The organism is Flagellimonas meishanensis (genome assembly GCF_019880545.1).
Taxonomy (GTDB): Bacteria; Bacteroidota; Bacteroidia; order Flavobacteriales; family Flavobacteriaceae; genus Flagellimonas; species Flagellimonas meishanensis.
The window spans coordinates 890651-908488 of record NZ_JAINVW010000001.1 but is presented as its reverse complement, the minus strand read 5'-3'; the positions used below and the strand labels follow the sequence as shown (position 1 = coordinate 908488).

The 17838-nt window shown below is 43.3% G+C and carries 15 protein-coding genes; 11 read left to right on the top strand and 4 right to left on the bottom strand.

The genetic code is table 11. The annotated features are described in order from the left end of the window. Positions 1 to 4 precede the first annotated feature (4 nt). Positions 5 to 3964 (bottom strand): FG-GAP-like repeat-containing protein, encoded by a 3960-nt coding sequence (locus K7G75_RS04070; protein WP_222982947.1) that lies wholly within the window; start codon positions 3962 to 3964, stop codon positions 5 to 7. A 434-nt stretch (positions 3965 to 4398) separates the two neighbouring features. On the opposite strand from K7G75_RS04070, the gene K7G75_RS04065 reads away from it, so the two are divergent. Next, the gene (locus K7G75_RS04065; RefSeq protein WP_222982946.1) at positions 4399 to 4872 is read left to right on the top strand and encodes a hypothetical protein; all 474 of its coding nucleotides are present in this window, start codon (positions 4399 to 4401) and stop codon (positions 4870 to 4872) included. A 3-nt stretch (positions 4873 to 4875) separates the two neighbouring features. Here the strand turns inward: K7G75_RS04065 and K7G75_RS04060 are convergent, their stop codons facing one another. Together K7G75_RS04060 and K7G75_RS04055 are read right to left on the bottom strand one after the other, a co-directional pair. Then, positions 4876 to 5697, bottom strand: a complete 822-nt coding sequence (locus tag K7G75_RS04060; RefSeq protein ID WP_222982945.1) for a ZIP family metal transporter — start codon at positions 5695 to 5697, stop codon at positions 4876 to 4878. A 1-nt stretch (position 5698) separates the two neighbouring features. Then, complete coding sequence (locus tag K7G75_RS04055; RefSeq protein WP_222982944.1) at positions 5699 to 6352, bottom strand: metal-dependent transcriptional regulator; 654 nt, start codon at positions 6350 to 6352, stop codon at positions 5699 to 5701. A 79-nt stretch (positions 6353 to 6431) separates the two neighbouring features. Here K7G75_RS04055 and K7G75_RS04050 point away from each other — a divergent pair, with 79 nt between their 5' ends. From K7G75_RS04050 to K7G75_RS04025, 6 genes are all read left to right on the top strand, one after another. Beyond that, entirely contained in the window at positions 6432 to 8699 is a 2268-nt protein-coding gene (locus tag K7G75_RS04050; protein WP_222982943.1) for a TonB-dependent receptor, read from the top strand. A 77-nt stretch (positions 8700 to 8776) separates the two neighbouring features. Continuing rightward, positions 8777 to 9418, top strand: coding sequence for a cation efflux transmembrane domain-containing protein (locus tag K7G75_RS04045; protein WP_222982942.1), 642 nt, complete (start codon positions 8777 to 8779; stop codon positions 9416 to 9418). A gap of 43 nt (positions 9419 to 9461) precedes the next feature. After that, positions 9462 to 9761: an antibiotic biosynthesis monooxygenase family protein gene (locus tag K7G75_RS04040; RefSeq protein ID WP_222982941.1), complete on the top strand. Its 300-nt coding sequence runs from the start codon at positions 9462 to 9464 to the stop codon at positions 9759 to 9761. A gap of 40 nt (positions 9762 to 9801) precedes the next feature. Beyond that, positions 9802 to 10632 (top strand): LytTR family DNA-binding domain-containing protein, encoded by an 831-nt coding sequence (locus tag K7G75_RS04035; protein WP_222982940.1) that lies wholly within the window; start codon positions 9802 to 9804, stop codon positions 10630 to 10632. Between the two features lie 158 nt (positions 10633 to 10790). Further along, a complete protein-coding gene (locus K7G75_RS04030) occupies positions 10791 to 12332 on the top strand; it encodes an amidohydrolase family protein (protein WP_222982939.1) in 1542 nt (513 codons plus the stop codon). Positions 12333 to 12398: 66 nt separating this feature from the next. After that, positions 12399 to 13541: a lycopene cyclase family protein gene (locus K7G75_RS04025; protein ID WP_222982938.1), complete on the top strand. Its 1143-nt coding sequence runs from the start codon at positions 12399 to 12401 to the stop codon at positions 13539 to 13541. Here the strand turns inward: K7G75_RS04025 and K7G75_RS04020 are convergent. After that, on the bottom strand, positions 13538 to 14521 hold the full coding sequence (locus K7G75_RS04020) for a polyprenyl synthetase family protein (protein WP_222982937.1): 984 nt from the start codon (positions 14519 to 14521) through the stop codon (positions 13538 to 13540). The genes K7G75_RS04025 and K7G75_RS04020 overlap by 4 nt on opposite strands. 168 nt (positions 14522 to 14689) lie before the next feature. On the opposite strand from K7G75_RS04020, the gene K7G75_RS04015 reads away from it, so the two are divergent. The 4 genes from K7G75_RS04015 to K7G75_RS04000 all read left to right on the top strand — a co-directional run bounded on the left by K7G75_RS04015 (position 14690) and on the right by K7G75_RS04000 (position 17823). Further along, entirely contained in the window at positions 14690 to 15259 is a 570-nt protein-coding gene (locus K7G75_RS04015) for an RNA polymerase sigma factor (RefSeq protein ID WP_222982936.1), read from the top strand. Beyond that, positions 15238 to 15660 (top strand): hypothetical protein, encoded by a 423-nt coding sequence (locus K7G75_RS04010; RefSeq protein ID WP_222982935.1) that lies wholly within the window; start codon positions 15238 to 15240, stop codon positions 15658 to 15660. The genes K7G75_RS04015 and K7G75_RS04010 overlap by 22 nt, the downstream gene beginning before the upstream one ends. Positions 15661 to 15882: 222 nt before the next feature. Further along, positions 15883 to 16488, top strand: a complete 606-nt coding sequence (locus K7G75_RS04005; protein ID WP_222982934.1) for a TetR/AcrR family transcriptional regulator — start codon at positions 15883 to 15885, stop codon at positions 16486 to 16488. After that, on the top strand, positions 16489 to 17823 hold the full coding sequence (locus K7G75_RS04000; protein WP_222982933.1) for a TolC family protein: 1335 nt from the start codon (positions 16489 to 16491) through the stop codon (positions 17821 to 17823). Positions 17824 to 17838 lie beyond the last annotated feature (15 nt).

Genomic DNA, 17838 nt, shown 5'->3' with positions numbered 1-17838 from the left:
GCCCCTATTCTTTTACCAATTTAAAGGAAACTTCTGGATTTGTAGATACTACCAATATATAAATTCCGGAAGGTAAATCGTACGTGGGAATTCTTATGTCCCCATTGTTGATTTCATAATCACTGGTCCTTATAAATTGCCCATTAATGCCAAAAATGGCAATAGGAATACTACCATTATCTTGCCCAACTCGAAGCATGGTTTCAAAAGAACTGGGATTGGAATACAGGATAGGTCTGTTTTTTATATCAATAACCTCCGAATAAGAACCCTCGCATGGAACTTCGGAATACACCCGCAACACATCCCCATTTTTTACGGTTGTACTGAACTTTTGATTTTCAAATTCAGCAAACATGGTGCCGTTGATCTCCAAAGAATAGGGTGGAGTACCTCCCTCAACGTTGAGGGATAGCAGCACACCATCTCCTTCACCCTGCAATTCTGTAGTTGTTACCATTGGACTGGCCTCCGAAACTACTATGTTGTAGCACTGTTCAATTTCATCATTGCCCTGTACCCCTAAACAAAGATAATGATTCCCTGGGGTCAGTTCATTTATGGTGTATTCTGAAGTGAAGTTATATTGTTGACCGTCCAAATTTGCCGTGTATTTGTAGTAGTCCCTGGGAATAATGGTTACACTGCCGTCATTGTTGTCCACACATGTTTCCCCAGTAATTTCAATCAAAAAATTATCGGCTGCGAAGTTGACCAATCCATCAAAGTATTCTTGCGCCAAACCGAAAGATTGCTTACCTATTTTTTCACCCATAAGCCTTCCTGGAATATCATCCACAGGAGGATGAATTCCCCCCCATATCCTTGAAAGGCTGGTTTGGTCCGAAGCGTCCCTATAGGTGGCCCACTGCAATACTAGATTTTCGCTTGGGCCTTGTTCAAAAACCAAGAAATTATTTTGTTCTATGTCAAAAACCCCCATTCCTCCAGGAAAAAAAGCGTCACCTGTAATCAATGTCAACACTTCCGCAGCAGCCCTTGAAAAAGTAGAGTGTCCCGAAACATAGCCTGCAAACGGGGGTGTTACAAAAGTGGGGCGTTGGTAGGGCCACCATTGCGTTCCAAGAATCCAATCCACGCCTGCAACATCTGTAGTGGGATCAAATATAAAGTCGGGGCCTTTCCAACCCAATATTTTTATTTTGCCTACATTTTCATCCATAGGTCCTGCAAGCGGATCGCCAGCTTCAATCAATTCGATTCTTCCTGGTATCAAGGGAATTCCATGTGGGTCGTAGCTGGAAAGCTCGGGATTGGTGCTTTGACCCTTGGACGCCATATACCTTATGGCAGAAATAGGTCTTACATAATCATAATAACCCTTTACTCCCCATGTGGTTACCGCCGCATCGTGCATGGCTCCCCCCAGAGCAAGATACGCCTTTACATCCCATTCCAAATTGCTTGATAATGTGTCATTACCTCCAAATTGTTTTATGGTTTCTGGATGATCGGAAACATAATTAAGAATGGTGAACCAGTGTCCTGGTGGGGTTTCTGAATCCGGTCCATCCGCCCAAAACTCGGCTAAAACTCTTGCATAATCAGCACGTTTTACCAATTGGGGTTCATAGGGTTGCTGGGTAGTTGGGTTTAATGGGTGGCCCGTACCTATGTCCCCACCTTCCATAAAATTATAAAAGGTTTGGTATTCTAAAAAGTTGGTTGGATAATCTTCGATGTCCACATTTCCTAAGGAACCAGGGGATATGTCCATTTCCGTTGGATCACTCGGGTCAAGATGTGAAGACCAAGAGGCCACCAAGGCAAAATGCCATTTATAGGGATCATCAATACCGTTTCCCAATTGAATGGATGGTGGCGCACCCGGGTCATTGTAAATATAACTATCAAAACCGTTTTGAAGTATTTCCAAATCCATCTGCTTCAGGGCAAAGGGTATGACTTCACCCCACTCTGGGCTAAGAAATTCTGGCGTGCTGCCAGTAATGCTGTTCCCACTTTGGTCTACAAAACTTTCAAACGTCAATGGCTGCCATCGATTGGGATCTGCTAGCTCAAACGGCTCCTGGTAAGCATCAAGCTCCAGTGGTTGGTTGACAGGATTATAGTACCTATTCCCATAACTTTCCATCTCATTTGATCCATCTTGTAGACCAAACGCTATCAGTTGTTCAGCCAAATAGTTTCCCAATGCCGCATAAGAGCCTTCACTATAATCCACACCTGTTATTGCAGAATCATAACCTAACCTATTCATTAAATTATCCGCAAGCTGAGAGACAGCCGTGCCACCGGGAGATTCGGCAAATCTATGCTTTAGTAATCCATACATGGCGTAGCTCATGACTTCCGCCGCAGCGTCCTCAACGTTTGCGGGTTCTACGACTCCCTCAAAATTGCACGAATAACCTCCGAAGGTCTTACCTAAGAAAATCGATTCTGCTGTATTGTCAAAAATGGCCCATGCGTCGTACATAGCCACCGAAGTATGGAACAGGTTTCGGGCATGAACGGTTGGTCTGGCAAAATCCCATCTTATTGCGTTCAGTAAGACTTCATTCCATTGCCTTGCCACAGAATGATCAGACTCATTGTCATTTGAGCTGTTTCCATGATTATCATCAACTTCGATCTCGTTGGAACCCTCGGTTATGGTTATTGCCTGGTTCGCTTCTACATTTACGATAAGATCCACAGTCCCACTCAACCAGGTAACCTCAATGGAATCCACATTGGTGGCGGGTCCCAATCCAAAGAATTCATAAGTGCTGTTTTGTCCTATATAGCCTTCACCACACAACGTATATCTATAATAGGTTTTGTCACCAACCGCAACCTTAATATAAGAGCCTACGCCCATACGGTTACTACTGGTACCTAAGAGTTTTATTTTCAACCAGTTATTTTGGGTCGCCGTTTTGTTTTCCCAAACATCCAAAGGTTCATCTTCGATATTTATCACCACAATATCAGGAAGGCCATCATTTTGAATATCTCCTATGGCGTTACCATAACTAGCCGCCATATCATTTTCAAAGCCAGAATCCTGCGGAATGGTATAGTTCCCACTGCCGTCATTTTCATAGTAAGCGGAAGAAATCCTTCCTTGCGTTCCATCTAAATGGCCATCAACGAACAGATCCAGATCGCCATCATTTTCTGAGTCCAGAAAAACTGCTCCCCACCCAAAACTATCAAATCGGGTACCATTGTTTTGTGCAATATTGGTAAATGTGCCGTCACCATTGTTGCGCATAAAAGCATTTCCAAATACACTTGTAACAATGTCAGGGGGATAGATATTGGTTATATAAACATCTAAAAAACCATCATTGTCATAGTCCGATATGGTGGTGGACATACCGTCCATTTCCAAATCCATGTTTGAAATGATACTTACATCCTGAAATGTCCCGTCACCATTATTCCGGTAGAGTACATTTTTTATTAAATCCTTGTCATTGGCCAGGATTAAATCTTGAAATCCATCTCTGTCATAATCAAAGAAGGAGGCGCTCTGGGTCATTTCACCGATCAAGTTGAGCCCCGCTACCTCGGTTACATCCGTGAATGTGCCATCACCATTGTTCCTATATAAAAGATTATGCGCTACCAAAATCGGATCCCGTACCATCAAAAAAGGATCAAGAAATCCATCGTTATTATAATCCCCCCAGGCAACTCCCCAAAAAGGATAGCTTTGCAAGGTTATCCCAGAGGACTGAAGAATATCGGTGAAATTGTTGCTGCCATCATTTCTATAGAACCAACATTGCCCTAAATCACTGGTTGCAAAAAAATCATTGTCACCGTCATTATCAAAGTCCACCCATGTTACTTGTCTGGCCTGCAGCCCATTACTGGTAATTGGAAGGCTCTGAATTTCAAACTGCCCTTCATTGTTTCTTAAAAATTGGAAATCCTTAGTGGAAGATGCCGGAATGGTTATATCGTCCCAACCATCATTATCGTAATCCATAAATGAAACACCGGGGCCATGAAAAGTAGTTACTTGACCATAGCCGACTTCGCCACCAGAAAATATAGAAGACCTTTCAAAGTAAACTTGACTCGAAACACTCTGCGCCTGAAATATTAGTAGAAAAAAGAAAAGTACTAAGCACCTACTTCCCATGAAATGTTAAGTAATTGTAAAACGTGCAATATTAACAAATTGAGTTGAAATCAACAATCGATATAGATTAAATGCCCTAATCCTTAGCTAAGCGCTATACAAGTATATTTTTCCTTCCACAATATCCTTCCAAGTATGAGATGCGCCTGTACTAGATAGTAAACACACAACCCTAAAGGAAAAACACCAGATTTTTTCATAAACCTAGAGCGTGAAGGCGCTTTAAGTCCCTAAAGAATCTTTACCTATTTGAATAGGGCTTCGTATCTTCGAAGCTGATGAAAGCCGCTACCATTGCCCAACTTAAAAAAGAACTTCAGCATCAAAATGCCGACGAAATACTGCAGCTGTGTTTGCGATTGGCACGATTTAAACTGGAAAATAAGGAACTGCTCACCTATTTGCTTTTTGAAGCTGACAATGAAGCAGCCTATATCCAAACCATAAAGGCAGAGGTGGATGGAATGTTTTCAGAAATCAATGCCAGTAGTTTCTTTTACATCAAAAAAAGCATCCGCAAGATTCTTAGAGCCCTAAAAAAGTACATCCGCTATTCGGGAAACAAAGAAACCGAGGTGGAATTACTGCTTTATTTCTGCCAAAAGTTGAAGGCGTTCAGACCATCTATCCATAAAAATACCCCCCTGTTAAATTTGTATGGGAGGCAGTTGACCTTTATTGAAAAAAAAATCGAATCGCTGCATGAAGATTTGCAATACGATTATGGATTGATGTTGGATGAGCTTAAATAATTTTCACCCAAGCCCAACATCCAACATCATCATGATGATGAAGCCCCCGATGAAGCCCATGGTGGCGATGTCAGTGTATTTGTCCTGCTGGGTTTCTGGTATCACTTCTTCAACGACCACAAAAATCATGGCTCCTGCTGCGAAAGCTAGCGCATACGGTAAGATTGGCTCAAATGTCAATACGGCCCATGCGCCCAAAACCCCGGCAATGGGCTCTACCAAGGCCGAAGCCTGGCCATATACCCAACTCTTACGTCTGCTCAATCCCTGCCTTCGCATGGGTACCGCCACGGCAAAACCTTCGGGGAAATTCTGAAGTCCTATTCCCAAAGCCAAAGCCACCGCCCCTCCAATGGTGGCTCCCTCAAACCCAGAGGCAACACCCCCAAAGAGGACCCCTACGGCCAACCCTTCTGGAATATTGTGCAACGTTATGGCCAGCACTAAAAGTGTGGTCCGATGCCAAGGAGTCTTTACACCCTCGGCCTCGCTGGTCTTAAAATTGATATGTACATGGGGCAAAACCTTATCCAATCCAAATATAAACGCGGCCCCCATCAAAAAACCCACCGCAGCGGGAATCACCTTGACAAATCCTTCTCCTTCGCTCATTTCAATGCCCGGGGCCAACAGACTCCAAAAACTGGCAGCCACCATCACGCCGCCCGTAAAACCCAACATGCCATCCAATAGGGCCCTGTTCGGACTCTTGAACAAGAAGACCAGGGCGGCTCCGGCCGCTGTCAATCCCCAAGTGAACAGTGTAGCGTACAAAGCTGCCAAAATGGGGTCTATGGACTGTAAATATGCAATTACTTCTTCCATTTTATTCGGTTTTAACGTAAAGATTGGATGCTATCTGATGGGAAATACGAAAATCCTTCCCTTCCATCTGTATACGAAGGGATTGGTCAAAATCCTCTTTTTCCAGCACTTTTATGGTATTTCCCAAAGCTATTTTGTTTTTGTCCAGAAACTTGAGAAACGGCACGGAGGAATCCTTTACCCCAACGCAGACCCCGGAAGCGCTGATTGGCATTTCACTGAGCAACTTTTTGTCCCGTTCCATGAACTTCCCGTCCTTGGTCGGAATGGGATCGCCATGGGGATCATATTTTGGAAAATCCAGGAGTTCATCAAGCTTGTCTATCAATTTTTCGCTTTTGATGTGTTCCAATTGCTCGGCCACTTCGTGGACCTCGTCCCAAGTAAAATCCAACTTTTCAACCAAAAAAACCTCCCACAACCGATGTTTTCTAATTATTGAAAGCGCCTTTTTCGTACCAAGGTCAGTAAGCGAAACCCCTTGATATTTTTTATAGTGAAGCAGTCCCTTTTCTGCCAATTTCCGCGCCATATCGGTTACGGAAGAAGGCTTGGTCTCCATTTGTTCCGCAATGGCATTGGTGGTAATGGAAGCGTCCCTGCCTCCACCTAAATGAAAAATGGTCTTGAGATAATTCTCTTCTGAACGGGTCATTGAACAGACTTTTTTCAAAAATACATTTTTATTTCTCAAAATCAATTTTTAGATTTGTCTAAATTTAATTTTATATAAATTGAAAAAACTACGGTTCTTAATTCCACTCCTATTGATTTTGTCTTCGGTTTTGGGAACGGCCCAGAAAGCGACCCTTTCGGGGAGCATAACCGAAAGCGGCAACCCATTGCCGTATGTCAATGTGATGCTCAAGGGAACCCAGATTGGGGTGTCAACGAACGATGAAGGCCAATTTTCCTTTGAATCGTTAGATCCGGGATCGTATGTATTGATTGCCTCTTCCATAGGCTATCTTCCCTATCGAACCTTGATAAAGGTAGGGCCCGGGGAAGCCCAGTGGCTCGAAATTCAGATGGAGCCTTCCGCGGAGAGTTTGGAAGAAACTGTTGTTACCGGAACCTTGAAACCCGTCAGCCGATTGGAAAGTCCGGTTCCCGTGGAGGTATATACCCCGGCCTTTTTCAGAAAAAATCCAACACCCAGCATATTTGATGCCCTTCAAAACGTAAATGGGGTACGTCCGCAGATCAATTGTAGCGTTTGCAACACCGGCGATATCCACATAAACGGCCTGGAAGGACCCTATACTTTGGTGCTCATCGATGGAATGCCCATTGTAAGTGGTTTGGGGACGGTGTATGGCCTTACAGGAATTCCTAACTCATTGATAGAACAAATTGAAATTGTAAAGGGACCCGCATCTACCCTATATGGCAGCGAAGCCGTTGGCGGGTTAATCAATATTATTACCAAACATGCCCCAAATGCCCCAGAGTTTTTTGCCGATGGTTTCGTTACCGGGTGGGGCGAATATAACTTGGATATAGGCTCCAAAATTGAGATGGGTAAAAAAACAGATCTATTGTTGGGCGTCAACTATTTTAACTATGATATCCCAATTGACAATAATGGGGATAACTTCACTGACGTCACCTTGCAAGACCGAATCTCCATTTTCCAAAAATGGAATTTTAAACGGAACAACGCTCGTATGTTTTCATTGGCTGGTCGTTTTTTTTACGAAGACCGCTGGGGGGGAGAAATGCAATGGACCCCAGAATTTCGGGGTGGGAATGAAATCTATGGCGAAAGCATCTATACCCGTAGATGGGAGGTTTTGGGCAAATACGAACTCCCCCTAAAGGAAAAAATGTTGCTTTCGCTGTCCTATAATGACCATAGCCAAAACTCGGCCTATGGAAACGAACTCTATTTGGCGGACCAGCGCATCGGTTTTGGGCAATTGACCTGGGACAAATCCATTGGAAAGCATGACTTGCTGGTGGGCAGTGCCCTGCGTTACAATTACTATGACGACAATACACCGGCCACGACAAGCGCTGATAATATCCTTATTCCAAGCCTATTTGTTCAGGATGAAATAAAACTGGCGCCAAAACATTCCTTTTTGGCAGGGCTCAGGTATGATTATGATAAACGGCATGGCAATATTTTCACCCCAAGGGCGGCCTACAAATGGAAATTTTCGGACCACGACATTTTTCGCGTCAATGCCGGGACTGGATTTCGTGTAGTGAATCTTTTCACGGAAGACCATGCGGCCCTCACCGGGTCTCGGGAGGTGGTAATTGTCGAAGCCTTGAAGCCAGAGCGTTCCATCAACGTGAATCTTAACTACCTTAAAAAAATCTATAGCGACAATGGAACATTCATCAGCATGGATGCCTCCGTTTTCTACACACATTTCTCAAACATCATTTTACCAGATTACGATACGGATCCCAATGCCATTATCTATGATAATCTGGACGGCAAGTCCATCTCACAAGGTGTCAGCGCCAATTTGGAAATGGTCTTTGCCAATGGTTTCCGATTCTTGGCAGGGGCCACTTGGCAAGATGTGAGCAATACGGAGAATGGCATCACCCAGCGACAGATACTCACTGAAAGTTTTACGGGCACCTGGAACATATCCTACACCTTCCACTCCCTGAACCTATCTGTGGATTACACGGGGAACCTTTATGGTCCCATGCGCTTGCCCCTTTTGGGTGCATTGGACCCGCGCCAGGAGTTTTCACCTACTTGGAGCATTCAAAATATCCAGTTCACCTATAAGGGCCTAAAGGATTTTGAAGTGTATGGTGGGGTAAAAAATCTTTTGGACTGGACCCCAAACAGGGGCAATCCTTTCATCATTGCAAGATCTAACGATCCTTTTGACCAGAACGTAACCTTTGATGCCAACGGAAATGCTCAGGCCACTCCGGACAATCCCTTTGCGCTCACTTTTGATCCTACCTATGTGTATGGTCCCAACCAAGGTGTTCGCGGTTTTTTTGGATTGCGGTATACGGTTTTTTAGATAGGTTTTGGATTGGTTACCTTAGATGTCAAATAGTTTAATACATTCCAGTGGAATTGCCAGAGCTTCAAAGTAGGATGACATCAGAATTGACAAATACCACAAAGCGCTACAACATTGCCTTCGGACTCGCATTGTTTACCATACTCTACAATATTGTCGAAGGTCTAATTTCAACCTATATAGGATTTGAGGATGAGAGTTTGGCCTTGTTCGGTTTTGGATTGGATAGTTTTATTGAAGTCATATCTGGATTGGGGATTGCTTACATGGTCTTACGGATCAAAAAGAATCCGGATAGCCACAGGGGCCACTTTGAACGTACCGCTTTAAGGATGACCGGAGTTGCGTTCTATCTGTTGACCTTAGGTTTGGTACTGACCAGCATCTACACTATCTGGACTGGACACAGACCTTTGGAGACCTTTTGGGGCGTGGTCATTTCTGTAATTTCAATATTGGTCATGTGGGTGCTGGTACTTTGGAAAAGAAAAGTGGGTAAACAATTGAATTCTGAGCCCATTTTGGCCGATGCCAGCTGTACCATGGTCTGTGTTTATATGTCCATCATCCTGCTTTTGAGCAGTGGTATTTATGAACTTTTTGGCATTCCTTATATAGACAGTATCGGAACACTTGGACTTTCTTACTTTGCTTTTAAGGAGGGCAGGGAGTGTTTTAAAAAAGCTGGCAGTGACAGCTATTGTGCCTGTGATTAAAATGGCCCCGGGCCAGAATCTGTTTTAAAACCCTATAGAAAAAATGATAATAAGAATCTTTACCGCCACGATCCCCACAGACCTACACGACGAATTTGAGGCCAAGTTCAAAGAAATTTCGGTCCCTTTGGTAAAAAAATACCAAGGTTTGGTGTCTTTGGAAATCGGGAGGCCATCAAAATGGAATCCCAACGATTTTGTAATGATCTCCAAATGGGAAAGTGTAAAGGACCTCATCGTATTTGCAGGGGAGGATTGGAACCAGGCCCATATACCTAAAGGCATGGAAAAATATATAACGGCGTGCTCCGTGTCCCATTTCGAGCACATTGAATTGGCTTGAAGTTTGCACAACATCTAGTTCCTTTCCGTATTTTTAACCTATGGGCATCCTCAATCAATTTATTGGGTTTTTTAAAAAACCTTTCCCTTTTGACACTGGGAAGGTCTATTTGAGGAACAGTGTCGTCCTTAGCGTATTTGTAACTTTCTTTCTGTTCATCTTCCAACCTTTTGGAATCCAAACATTGGAATCCAACAAGTTTCCTATCTGTTTGGGATTTGGCAGTATGACCTTTATTGCCGCCATGCTATACGACCTAGTGGTATATAGACTTCTTGGTTTGAGGGGAAAGCAACAAGATTGGACCCTTGGAAAATGGATAATCCACAACCTTGGCATTATGTTGCTCATCAGTTTGGCCAATTTTCTTTTTGCACGAATTTTGATCATAGGTTATATCGATTGGTCCCTTTTCCCCACAATGATATACAGCACCTTTATGATCGGCATAATCCCCATTACCGTTCTTGGAGTCATTACCGTTTTTAATCAAGAGAGAAAATATCAGGGCATTGCAAATCATATCAACCAAAAAAACATACATGGTTTCAGGGATGTTGAAACAAGGAATCGTGATTTTTTGGAAATTCCCACGAAACAGATAAGATACATAGAGGCTCTACAAAACTATGTGAAGGTTTATTACATCGATTCAAAGGACCAGTTAAGGACAGTAATAGAGCGTACCACCTTAAAAGAGGTTCTGGCCAAAGCCAAAAATAGTGGAATAGTCAAATGCCATAGATCATATCTTGTCAACAAAAATGCCATTGTTTCTACCTCAGGAAATGCCCAAGGTCTACTATTGGCCCTTTCCGGATGCAATCATTTGGTTCCCGTCTCCAGATCTTTTGTCTCTGTTTTTCGCTAGAATTCGACTCTGCCACTTTTGTCATTCGTCCCAGTTCTTTGCCGTCTATCCCTTTTAGTTTGTCATCCATCCCAAAACAAACAGGCCGTCACATTTTGCTTGTGATCAAAAAAAGGTCATGATAAGTTTGGCAAGACAAACAGCTAAAACTTTTACAAATGAACTGGAAAAAAACATTAAAGTACACTGGAATTTCATTCATCCTATTGTTGGGGATTGGAATATTAGTAATGACCAAAGATGGCAAACGTATGTATGGAGGACTCACCAAAAGAGTAAATTCAGAACAATTCTCTCCCAAGAACGGGTCTTTTGCCATTGTGAATGTGAATATTGTACACTCCGAAATGGATAGCATTATCCCTGACCAAACTGTTTTGATTGAAAATGGGTTGATTTCCAAAATAGGCCCCCCGACAACAATTTCAGCCAAAACCGAAGTGATTGATGCCGAGGGAAAATATCTTATACCTGGTTTGATTGACACCCATGTGCATCTGTTTCAAAGCCCCAACGATCTGCTATTGTATTTAGCCAATGGAGTTACTGAAATTAGAGAGTTGATTGGTGAGGAAGATCATCTAAAATGGCGCGATGAGATAGACCAAGGAAAAAGGCTAGGTCCCAAAATGTTCGTTGCCTCTCCAAGATTGGGCAGTTTTAAATCCATGGAGGGATGGTTTATGTCTTGGTCACAGGGATACATGAATGTCCAAAATGCACAACAAGCCCGTGAAAAGGTCCAAAGCCTTCACGATAAAGGCTATGACGGCATAAAAATATATAGCCAAATAAATAAGGAGAGTTACATGGCGGTTTTGCAAACTGCCGATTCTCTTGGCATGCCTGTTTTTGGACATATCCCCTGGCAACTTGAACTGGCTGAGGTTTGGAAAAATGGACAACGTGGAATTGCTCATTTTGAGGAATTGATGAATGCGCTAAGTCGGGAATTTAGCGACAAAGTAAACATTGGGAGCTTCTATGGAAAGGAAGAAGAATTCCTGACTTTTGTCGAAGATCGTTGTGCTTCCTTGGCCGAGAACCTTAAAAAGCATGATATCGCCGTTACTTCCACCTTATGGCTTACAGAAAGCTTCGCCAGGCAACCTTTTGCCATTGAGGAAGTTTTGAAGGAAGTTGAACTGGAATACGAAAATCCAGGTATTAGTGAATGGGTCAGTTACATTCCACAAGGGTTGGGCTGGCTTCCCGAAGTAAATCGGTACAAACTGCCTGAAAATCTAACAGAAGAAGAAAAGAACGGCAGAAAAAAATACTGGAAAACCTATACAAAGGCTTGCCAAATATTGGCAAACAAACTTTCCAGCTTAGGTGTTAAGATTATGACTGGGACCGATTCAAATCTACCTCCCGCAGTACCCGGATTTTCACTACATGATGAATTACAAAGTCTAAATCGGGCAGGGATGTCCACAGCACAAATACTTCAATCGGCAACAGCCATACCAGCCGCTTGGTTAAAGAGTAATTCTGGAAAGATAGAAACCGGTTATCGGGCTAATCTTGTACTGCTTGATAATAATCCACTGGAAAACATTGCGAATACCAAAACCATTAATATGGTTATCAACAACGGTCTTGTATACGATCGTGATTTGCTAGATAGTATATTGGCCTCAGTAAAGGAAGCCAATGATGCAAGTAGAAAAGTCAATATAGATAGATTCATCAAATAGACAAACCATCGATTCAATCTTGATCGTTCATGTTCCCATTATACATCCTTTCCGTATTTTTAGCCCATGTCCCAGTACGATTATATCATTGTTGGTGCCGGTGCCTCAGGTTTGCTGCTGGCGGATGCTCTAGGAAAGGATCCCTATTTCCACTCCAAGTCCATATTGGTGTTGGAAAAAGGAACCAAAGCCAGTAATGATCGTACTTGGTGCTTTTGGGAAAGGGGTTCGGGTGATTTTGATGCCTTGGTCCACAAAAAATGGGATAACATCTATGTTGCTGGTGAAAAGCTCCGCTTGTCCACTTCCATAGTACCTTACGCCTACAAAATGATGCGGGGGATAGATTTTTACCGTCACTACGTGCCCAAGGTAAAGTCGTATGCAAACATCACATGGGTGGAAGATCTGGTATTTGACATCTCGGAAGGTAAGCATCATGTGTCCGTCAAAACTGAAAAGGGTGAATATGGGGGCCAAGTGGTCTTCAATAGCATTTTTGATGTTGATCCTGTAAAAAACCAAGATAGGTTTCCTGTACTGCAACAGCATTTTTTGGGTTGGTTCATCAAAACGGAAAAAGCGGCCTTTAATCCAAGGGAAGCCACCTTTATGGATTTTTCAATTCCGCAAAACGGGAATACCCGCTTCATGTACGTGCTTCCTTTTTCAGAAACGGAAGCCTTGGTGGAGTACACACTGTTCTCGGAAAAATTGCTGAAAAAAGAAGACTATGAAAGTGCCATCAAATCCTATGTAGCAGAAAAATATGATGCCGTTCCCTATAAAATTGTTGATCGGGAGTTTGGTAGCATTCCCATGACGTGCTATCCCTTTCACGCCCTGAACACCGAACGCCTTCTACATATTGGTATTGCTGGTGGATGGGCCAAACCTAGCACTGGTTTTACCTTTTACAACACCAGCAGACAGGTAAAAAACCTTGTGGAGCATATCAGACAGGGGAAGGAACTTACCCAATTTTACAAAAAAAGTCGTTTCCAGTTCTATGATATGCTCTTGCTGGACGTCCTGCATCATGACAACTCCAGGGGCCGTTCCGTATTTGAGTCCATGTTCAAAAAAAGAAAAGCCAGCCTTATCCTAAAGTTCCTTGATGACAAAACCAGTGTCTGGGAGGAACTTCAAATAATTAGTGCCTGTCCCAAACTTCCATTTTTAAGGGCGTTATGGCATCGGCTTTTTTAAACGGTACGCTGCATCAAATTTTTTCCGAATTGCAACAAAAGTCCTTTATTAGCTTCTGAAAGTCTCATCCTCTCCAGCGTGTCAAAAGCCTTTTGCGTAAAGGATTTTATTTCAGCTTTGGTGGCCTCCACCGCACCGCACTCCTCAAATATGGATTTCACTGTTTCCACCTTGGCGGTCGGGTCCTTTGGTTTAATAGAATAGAGATGGAGCAAACTTTCCCGCTGTTCTTTTGTTCCTTTCCCAATGGATGTTAAATAGAGAAAGGTTTTTTTGTTTTCCATGATATCCCCGCCCACTTGTTTGCCAAAGGTTTTGGGGTCTCCGAAAGCATCCAGATAATCGTCCTGCAATTGAAAGGCAATCCCCAAGTTCTTTCCAAAGCCATAAATGGCCTCCGCATCCTCCTTTGGCGCATTGGCGACAATCGCACCCATTTTCAACGCTGCGGCAACCAATACGGAAGTTTTGTATTCAATCATTTTGAGGTACTCCGGAATGGTCACATCCCAACGTGTCTCAAAGTCCACATCATATTGTTGGCCCTCACAAACCTCAATTGCCGTTTGGCTGAAAAGCTTCGAGAGCTCCTTGAAAACCTCGGGTGGATAGCTTTCAAAAAACTGATAGGCCAATATCAACATGGCGTCCCCAGAGAGTATGCCCGTTTTCACATCCCATTTTTCATGGACGGTGGTCTTTCCCCTTCTCAGGGGGGCATCATCCATGATGTCATCATGCATCAACGAAAAGTTATGGAACATTTCCACAGCCAGGGCAGCATCCATGCCCGCTTCGGCCTTTCCTCCAAAAAGCTCCACGGCCATCAGCGTCAAAACGGGCCGCAAGCGCTTTCCGCCCAGACCCAATATGTATTGGATGGGTTCGTAAAGATTCTTGGGTTCGGAAAGTTGAATCCTAGCTTCAAGCTGTGCGATGAACTTGGTCCGGTACTGTTCAATGGTGTTGGAATCTGCCATGGGCCAAAAATACGTGCAAAAAACCAAAATCTAACCTGCCATTTCATGAATCATTTGGGTTGATGATTCACGAATTCCATCAATTGAAAAAAAAAGTTGCCCATAAAATGCAATAGATTTGAAATCATTCGTCTTTAGAGATGAGGAACACAACCAGCCTTTATTAAAATGGCATCCAAAACAGAGAACAGGAACAACTTAACGGCTTTTTTCAATGATGAATATCATTCGTTGAGGTCCTATGTGCAATCCAAGATACGGGACACCTCGGAGCGGGATGCGGAGGACATTGTGCAGGATGTCGCGCTGCGCGTGTTCTCCAAGGCTGATGACATACTGCCAATCAATAACATTGGTGGCTTTGTTTATAGTGCCATAAGAAATAGGATCATAGACATTATGCGAGGCCGACCGGAAAGAAAATATTCCAGCGAGGACATTGATCTCCAATGGCGGGATTTTGCGGAACTATTTTATGGTGCTGCGGACAATTCGTACGCACCAGAAATGGAAGCGGCCCTTAAAACTGCCGTCACCGAATTGAAAGCTCCATATAGGGATATCATCATTGCAGTGGATTTTGAAGGTTACTCCTATAAAGAAATAGCAACACGGACAGGCATCCCCTCCGGGACCCTAATGTCCAGAAGGCATCGCGCCCTTTCACTATTATCAAAAAATTTAGAAAACATTAAAGAATCTAAAAACAATCAGTTATGGAACATACAAGAGATATAGAAAGCAGAATGGAAAGAAAAGCAGAACACTATTTAAAGAAAATCATAAAAGTTTTTATGATGGTACTGATTTTTACAGTACTCTTTTTACTGGCAATTTATGTGCTCATGTACCTATGGAACTGGCTTATGCCAGACCTTTTTGGACTGTCCACCATCAACTATTGGCAAGCCTTTGGCATAATGGTGATGGCCAAGCTCCTTTTTGGCTTTGGAGGAGGTGGCGGAAAAAGCAAAGGCAGCTCCAGTAAACAAGGAAGGCACAAAGCGTCAAACCGATGTGGTTCCTTGCGCAGGGATTTTGAAGAATGGAAACATTATGAAAAATTCTGGAAAGAGGAAGGCGAGGAAGCCTACAAGGCCTATGTGGAACGAATCAAAAACGAAAATCATGATACCTAGCGAGAAAAGACCAAAGGAACAAAGGCACCGACATCAGTACAGATCGTTTTTCTGGAGCTTGAATGCCAAAAATATGACTCGGTCCAAAAAGGCACTCCTGCTTCGTCATTCTTTTGTGGACTGGCCTCTTTGAAAACAAGATGTTGGGCATACGTTAAAAAAATGTAAAACCTTGGAAACTTTTTTTGTTTTTAAAGTTTCCTCGCTACTTTAGCGGCCCGTATGAAGGAGAAGATTTTACAAAAAGCAACCGACATGTTCCTGAATCTTGGATTCAAGAGTGTCACCATGGATGATCTTGCCAATGAAATGGGCATATCAAAAAAGACCATCTATTCCCATTTTGAGAACAAGACGCAATTGGTGGAGGAATGTACCCTGAACCTGTTCTGTTTTATCTCGGATGGTATAGATGTGATCATGGACCAACGAAAAAACCCTATTGAAGAACTGTACGAAATAAAAAAATTCGTCATGCTCCATCTCAAAGATGAGAAGTCCTCACCCCAGTACCAGCTGCAGAAGTACTATCCCAAGATACACAATACCTTGAAGCAGCGGCAGTACGAGGTGATGTTGGAGTGTGTGGTGGACAACATAAAGCGCGGTATTGCCATGGGAATCTATAGGGACAACCTGAACGTGGAGTTTGTGGCGAGGATCTATTTTTCAGGGGTCACCTGCATTAAGGACAACGACATTTTCCCAACACACATCTTTTCCATGCCACAACTAATGGATTTTTACCTGGAATACCACATCAGGGGCATTGTTACCCCGCAGGGTAGGAAAATATTGAACTCAATCATCAATTCAAATCAAGAATAAATGCGATCAACCCTTATCACCTTACTCATAATATTGTCATGGTCATCATGGGCACAGGACACTCCCAACAACAGTTTCAGTTTGGACGAAGCCATTGCCCATGCCATGGAAAATAACTACAGTGCAATGAATGCCTCAAGGGATTTGGTGGATGCCCAAAAGCAAAAATGGGAAACCATTGCAACGGGCCTGCCCCAGATTTCGGGTGCCATTGGTTACCAAAATCAATTGATCCAGCCCGTGGCCCAGATTCCCGCGGAGTTTTTTGGTGGAGAACCCGGCACCTTTGAAGAAGTCGTGTTTGGCCAGCCCCAATCGGCAACCGCAACGGCCACATTGAAACAGCAAATATTCGACGGCTCTTACATTGTTGGGGTACAGGCCACAAAGACTTTTTTGAGCTACAGTCGTAACAACAAGGAAAAAACCGACCTCGAGGTCAGAAAAGCGGTTGTTGAGGCCTATGGCAATGTACTTTTGGCAAAAGAGAGTGTTGCCATTTTTGAAAAGAACAAAGCTACGCTCGAAAAGAATCTCTACGAGACCAAGCGCATTTATGAAAATGGCCTTGGGGATGAAGAAAGTGTGGACCAACTACAGATAACACTTTCCTCAGTGGAAAATCAATTGAAGAATGCCCAGCGTTTGGAGAAAATCACACTCCAAATGCTCAATTTGGTCATGGGTCTGCCGATTGAAAATGAAACATTGCTCACAGAGAATCTAGATGACCTTACCAAAAAACAGATTGACCTGGGACTATTGGATTCTGAGTTCAACATTGAAAACAACGTGGACTACAAACTGGCCCAAAATCTGAACCAACAGCGATTCTTTGAGCTGAAGTTGGCCAAGAGCCGGGCGTTGCCCACCCTGAACGCTTTTGTAAACTATGGGGGCAACTCCTTCAGTGACCGATTCAATTTTCTGAGCAGCGGACAACCCTGGTTTGAATCCTCGGTCCTAGGATTTGACTTGAGTATCCCCATTTTTAGTTCCTTGGGAAGAAGTGCCAGTACCCAGCGCGCCAAAATTGCCCTGGAAAAGGCCAAGACCCAATTCACCGAGGCCCAGGAACAAATACGGCTACAGTTGGAAAGCGCCAAAAGCGATTACATTTTGGCAATTGAGGAATATGGCACCTCCAAACAGAACTTGGAGCTGGCAGAACGCATAGAGAACAAGAACCAAATCAAATACGCCGAAGGCCTGGCGACCAGTTTTGAGCTAAGACAGGCCCAAACACAGCTTTATTCCACACAACAGGAATACCTGCAATCCATGGTCTCCGTGATCAACAAAAAAACCGAACTGGAAACTATTCTAAATCAATAAACGCATAATCCACAC

Coding starts and splice junctions, on each gene's coding strand:
- K7G75_RS04070 (WP_222982947.1), bottom strand. CDS start 3,964: ATGGATTACGATAATGATGGTTGGGACGATATAACCATTCCGGCATCT.
- K7G75_RS04065 (WP_222982946.1), top strand. CDS start 4,399: ATGAAAGCCGCTACCATTGCCCAACTTAAAAAAGAACTTCAGCATCAA.
- K7G75_RS04060 (WP_222982945.1), bottom strand. CDS start 5,697: ATGGAAGAAGTAATTGCATATTTACAGTCCATAGACCCCATTTTGGCA.
- K7G75_RS04055 (WP_222982944.1), bottom strand. CDS start 6,352: ATGACCCGTTCAGAAGAGAATTATCTCAAGACCATTTTTCATTTAGGT.
- K7G75_RS04045 (WP_222982942.1), top strand. CDS start 8,777: ATGACATCAGAATTGACAAATACCACAAAGCGCTACAACATTGCCTTC.
- K7G75_RS04040 (WP_222982941.1), top strand. CDS start 9,462: ATGATAATAAGAATCTTTACCGCCACGATCCCCACAGACCTACACGAC.
- K7G75_RS04035 (WP_222982940.1), top strand. CDS start 9,802: ATGGGCATCCTCAATCAATTTATTGGGTTTTTTAAAAAACCTTTCCCT.
- K7G75_RS04030 (WP_222982939.1), top strand. CDS start 10,791: ATGAACTGGAAAAAAACATTAAAGTACACTGGAATTTCATTCATCCTA.
- K7G75_RS04025 (WP_222982938.1), top strand. CDS start 12,399: ATGTCCCAGTACGATTATATCATTGTTGGTGCCGGTGCCTCAGGTTTG.
- K7G75_RS04020 (WP_222982937.1), bottom strand. CDS start 14,521: ATGGCAGATTCCAACACCATTGAACAGTACCGGACCAAGTTCATCGCA.
- K7G75_RS04015 (WP_222982936.1), top strand. CDS start 14,690: ATGGCATCCAAAACAGAGAACAGGAACAACTTAACGGCTTTTTTCAAT.
- K7G75_RS04010 (WP_222982935.1), top strand. CDS start 15,238: ATGGAACATACAAGAGATATAGAAAGCAGAATGGAAAGAAAAGCAGAA.
- K7G75_RS04005 (WP_222982934.1), top strand. CDS start 15,883: ATGAAGGAGAAGATTTTACAAAAAGCAACCGACATGTTCCTGAATCTT.
- K7G75_RS04000 (WP_222982933.1), top strand. CDS start 16,489: ATGCGATCAACCCTTATCACCTTACTCATAATATTGTCATGGTCATCA.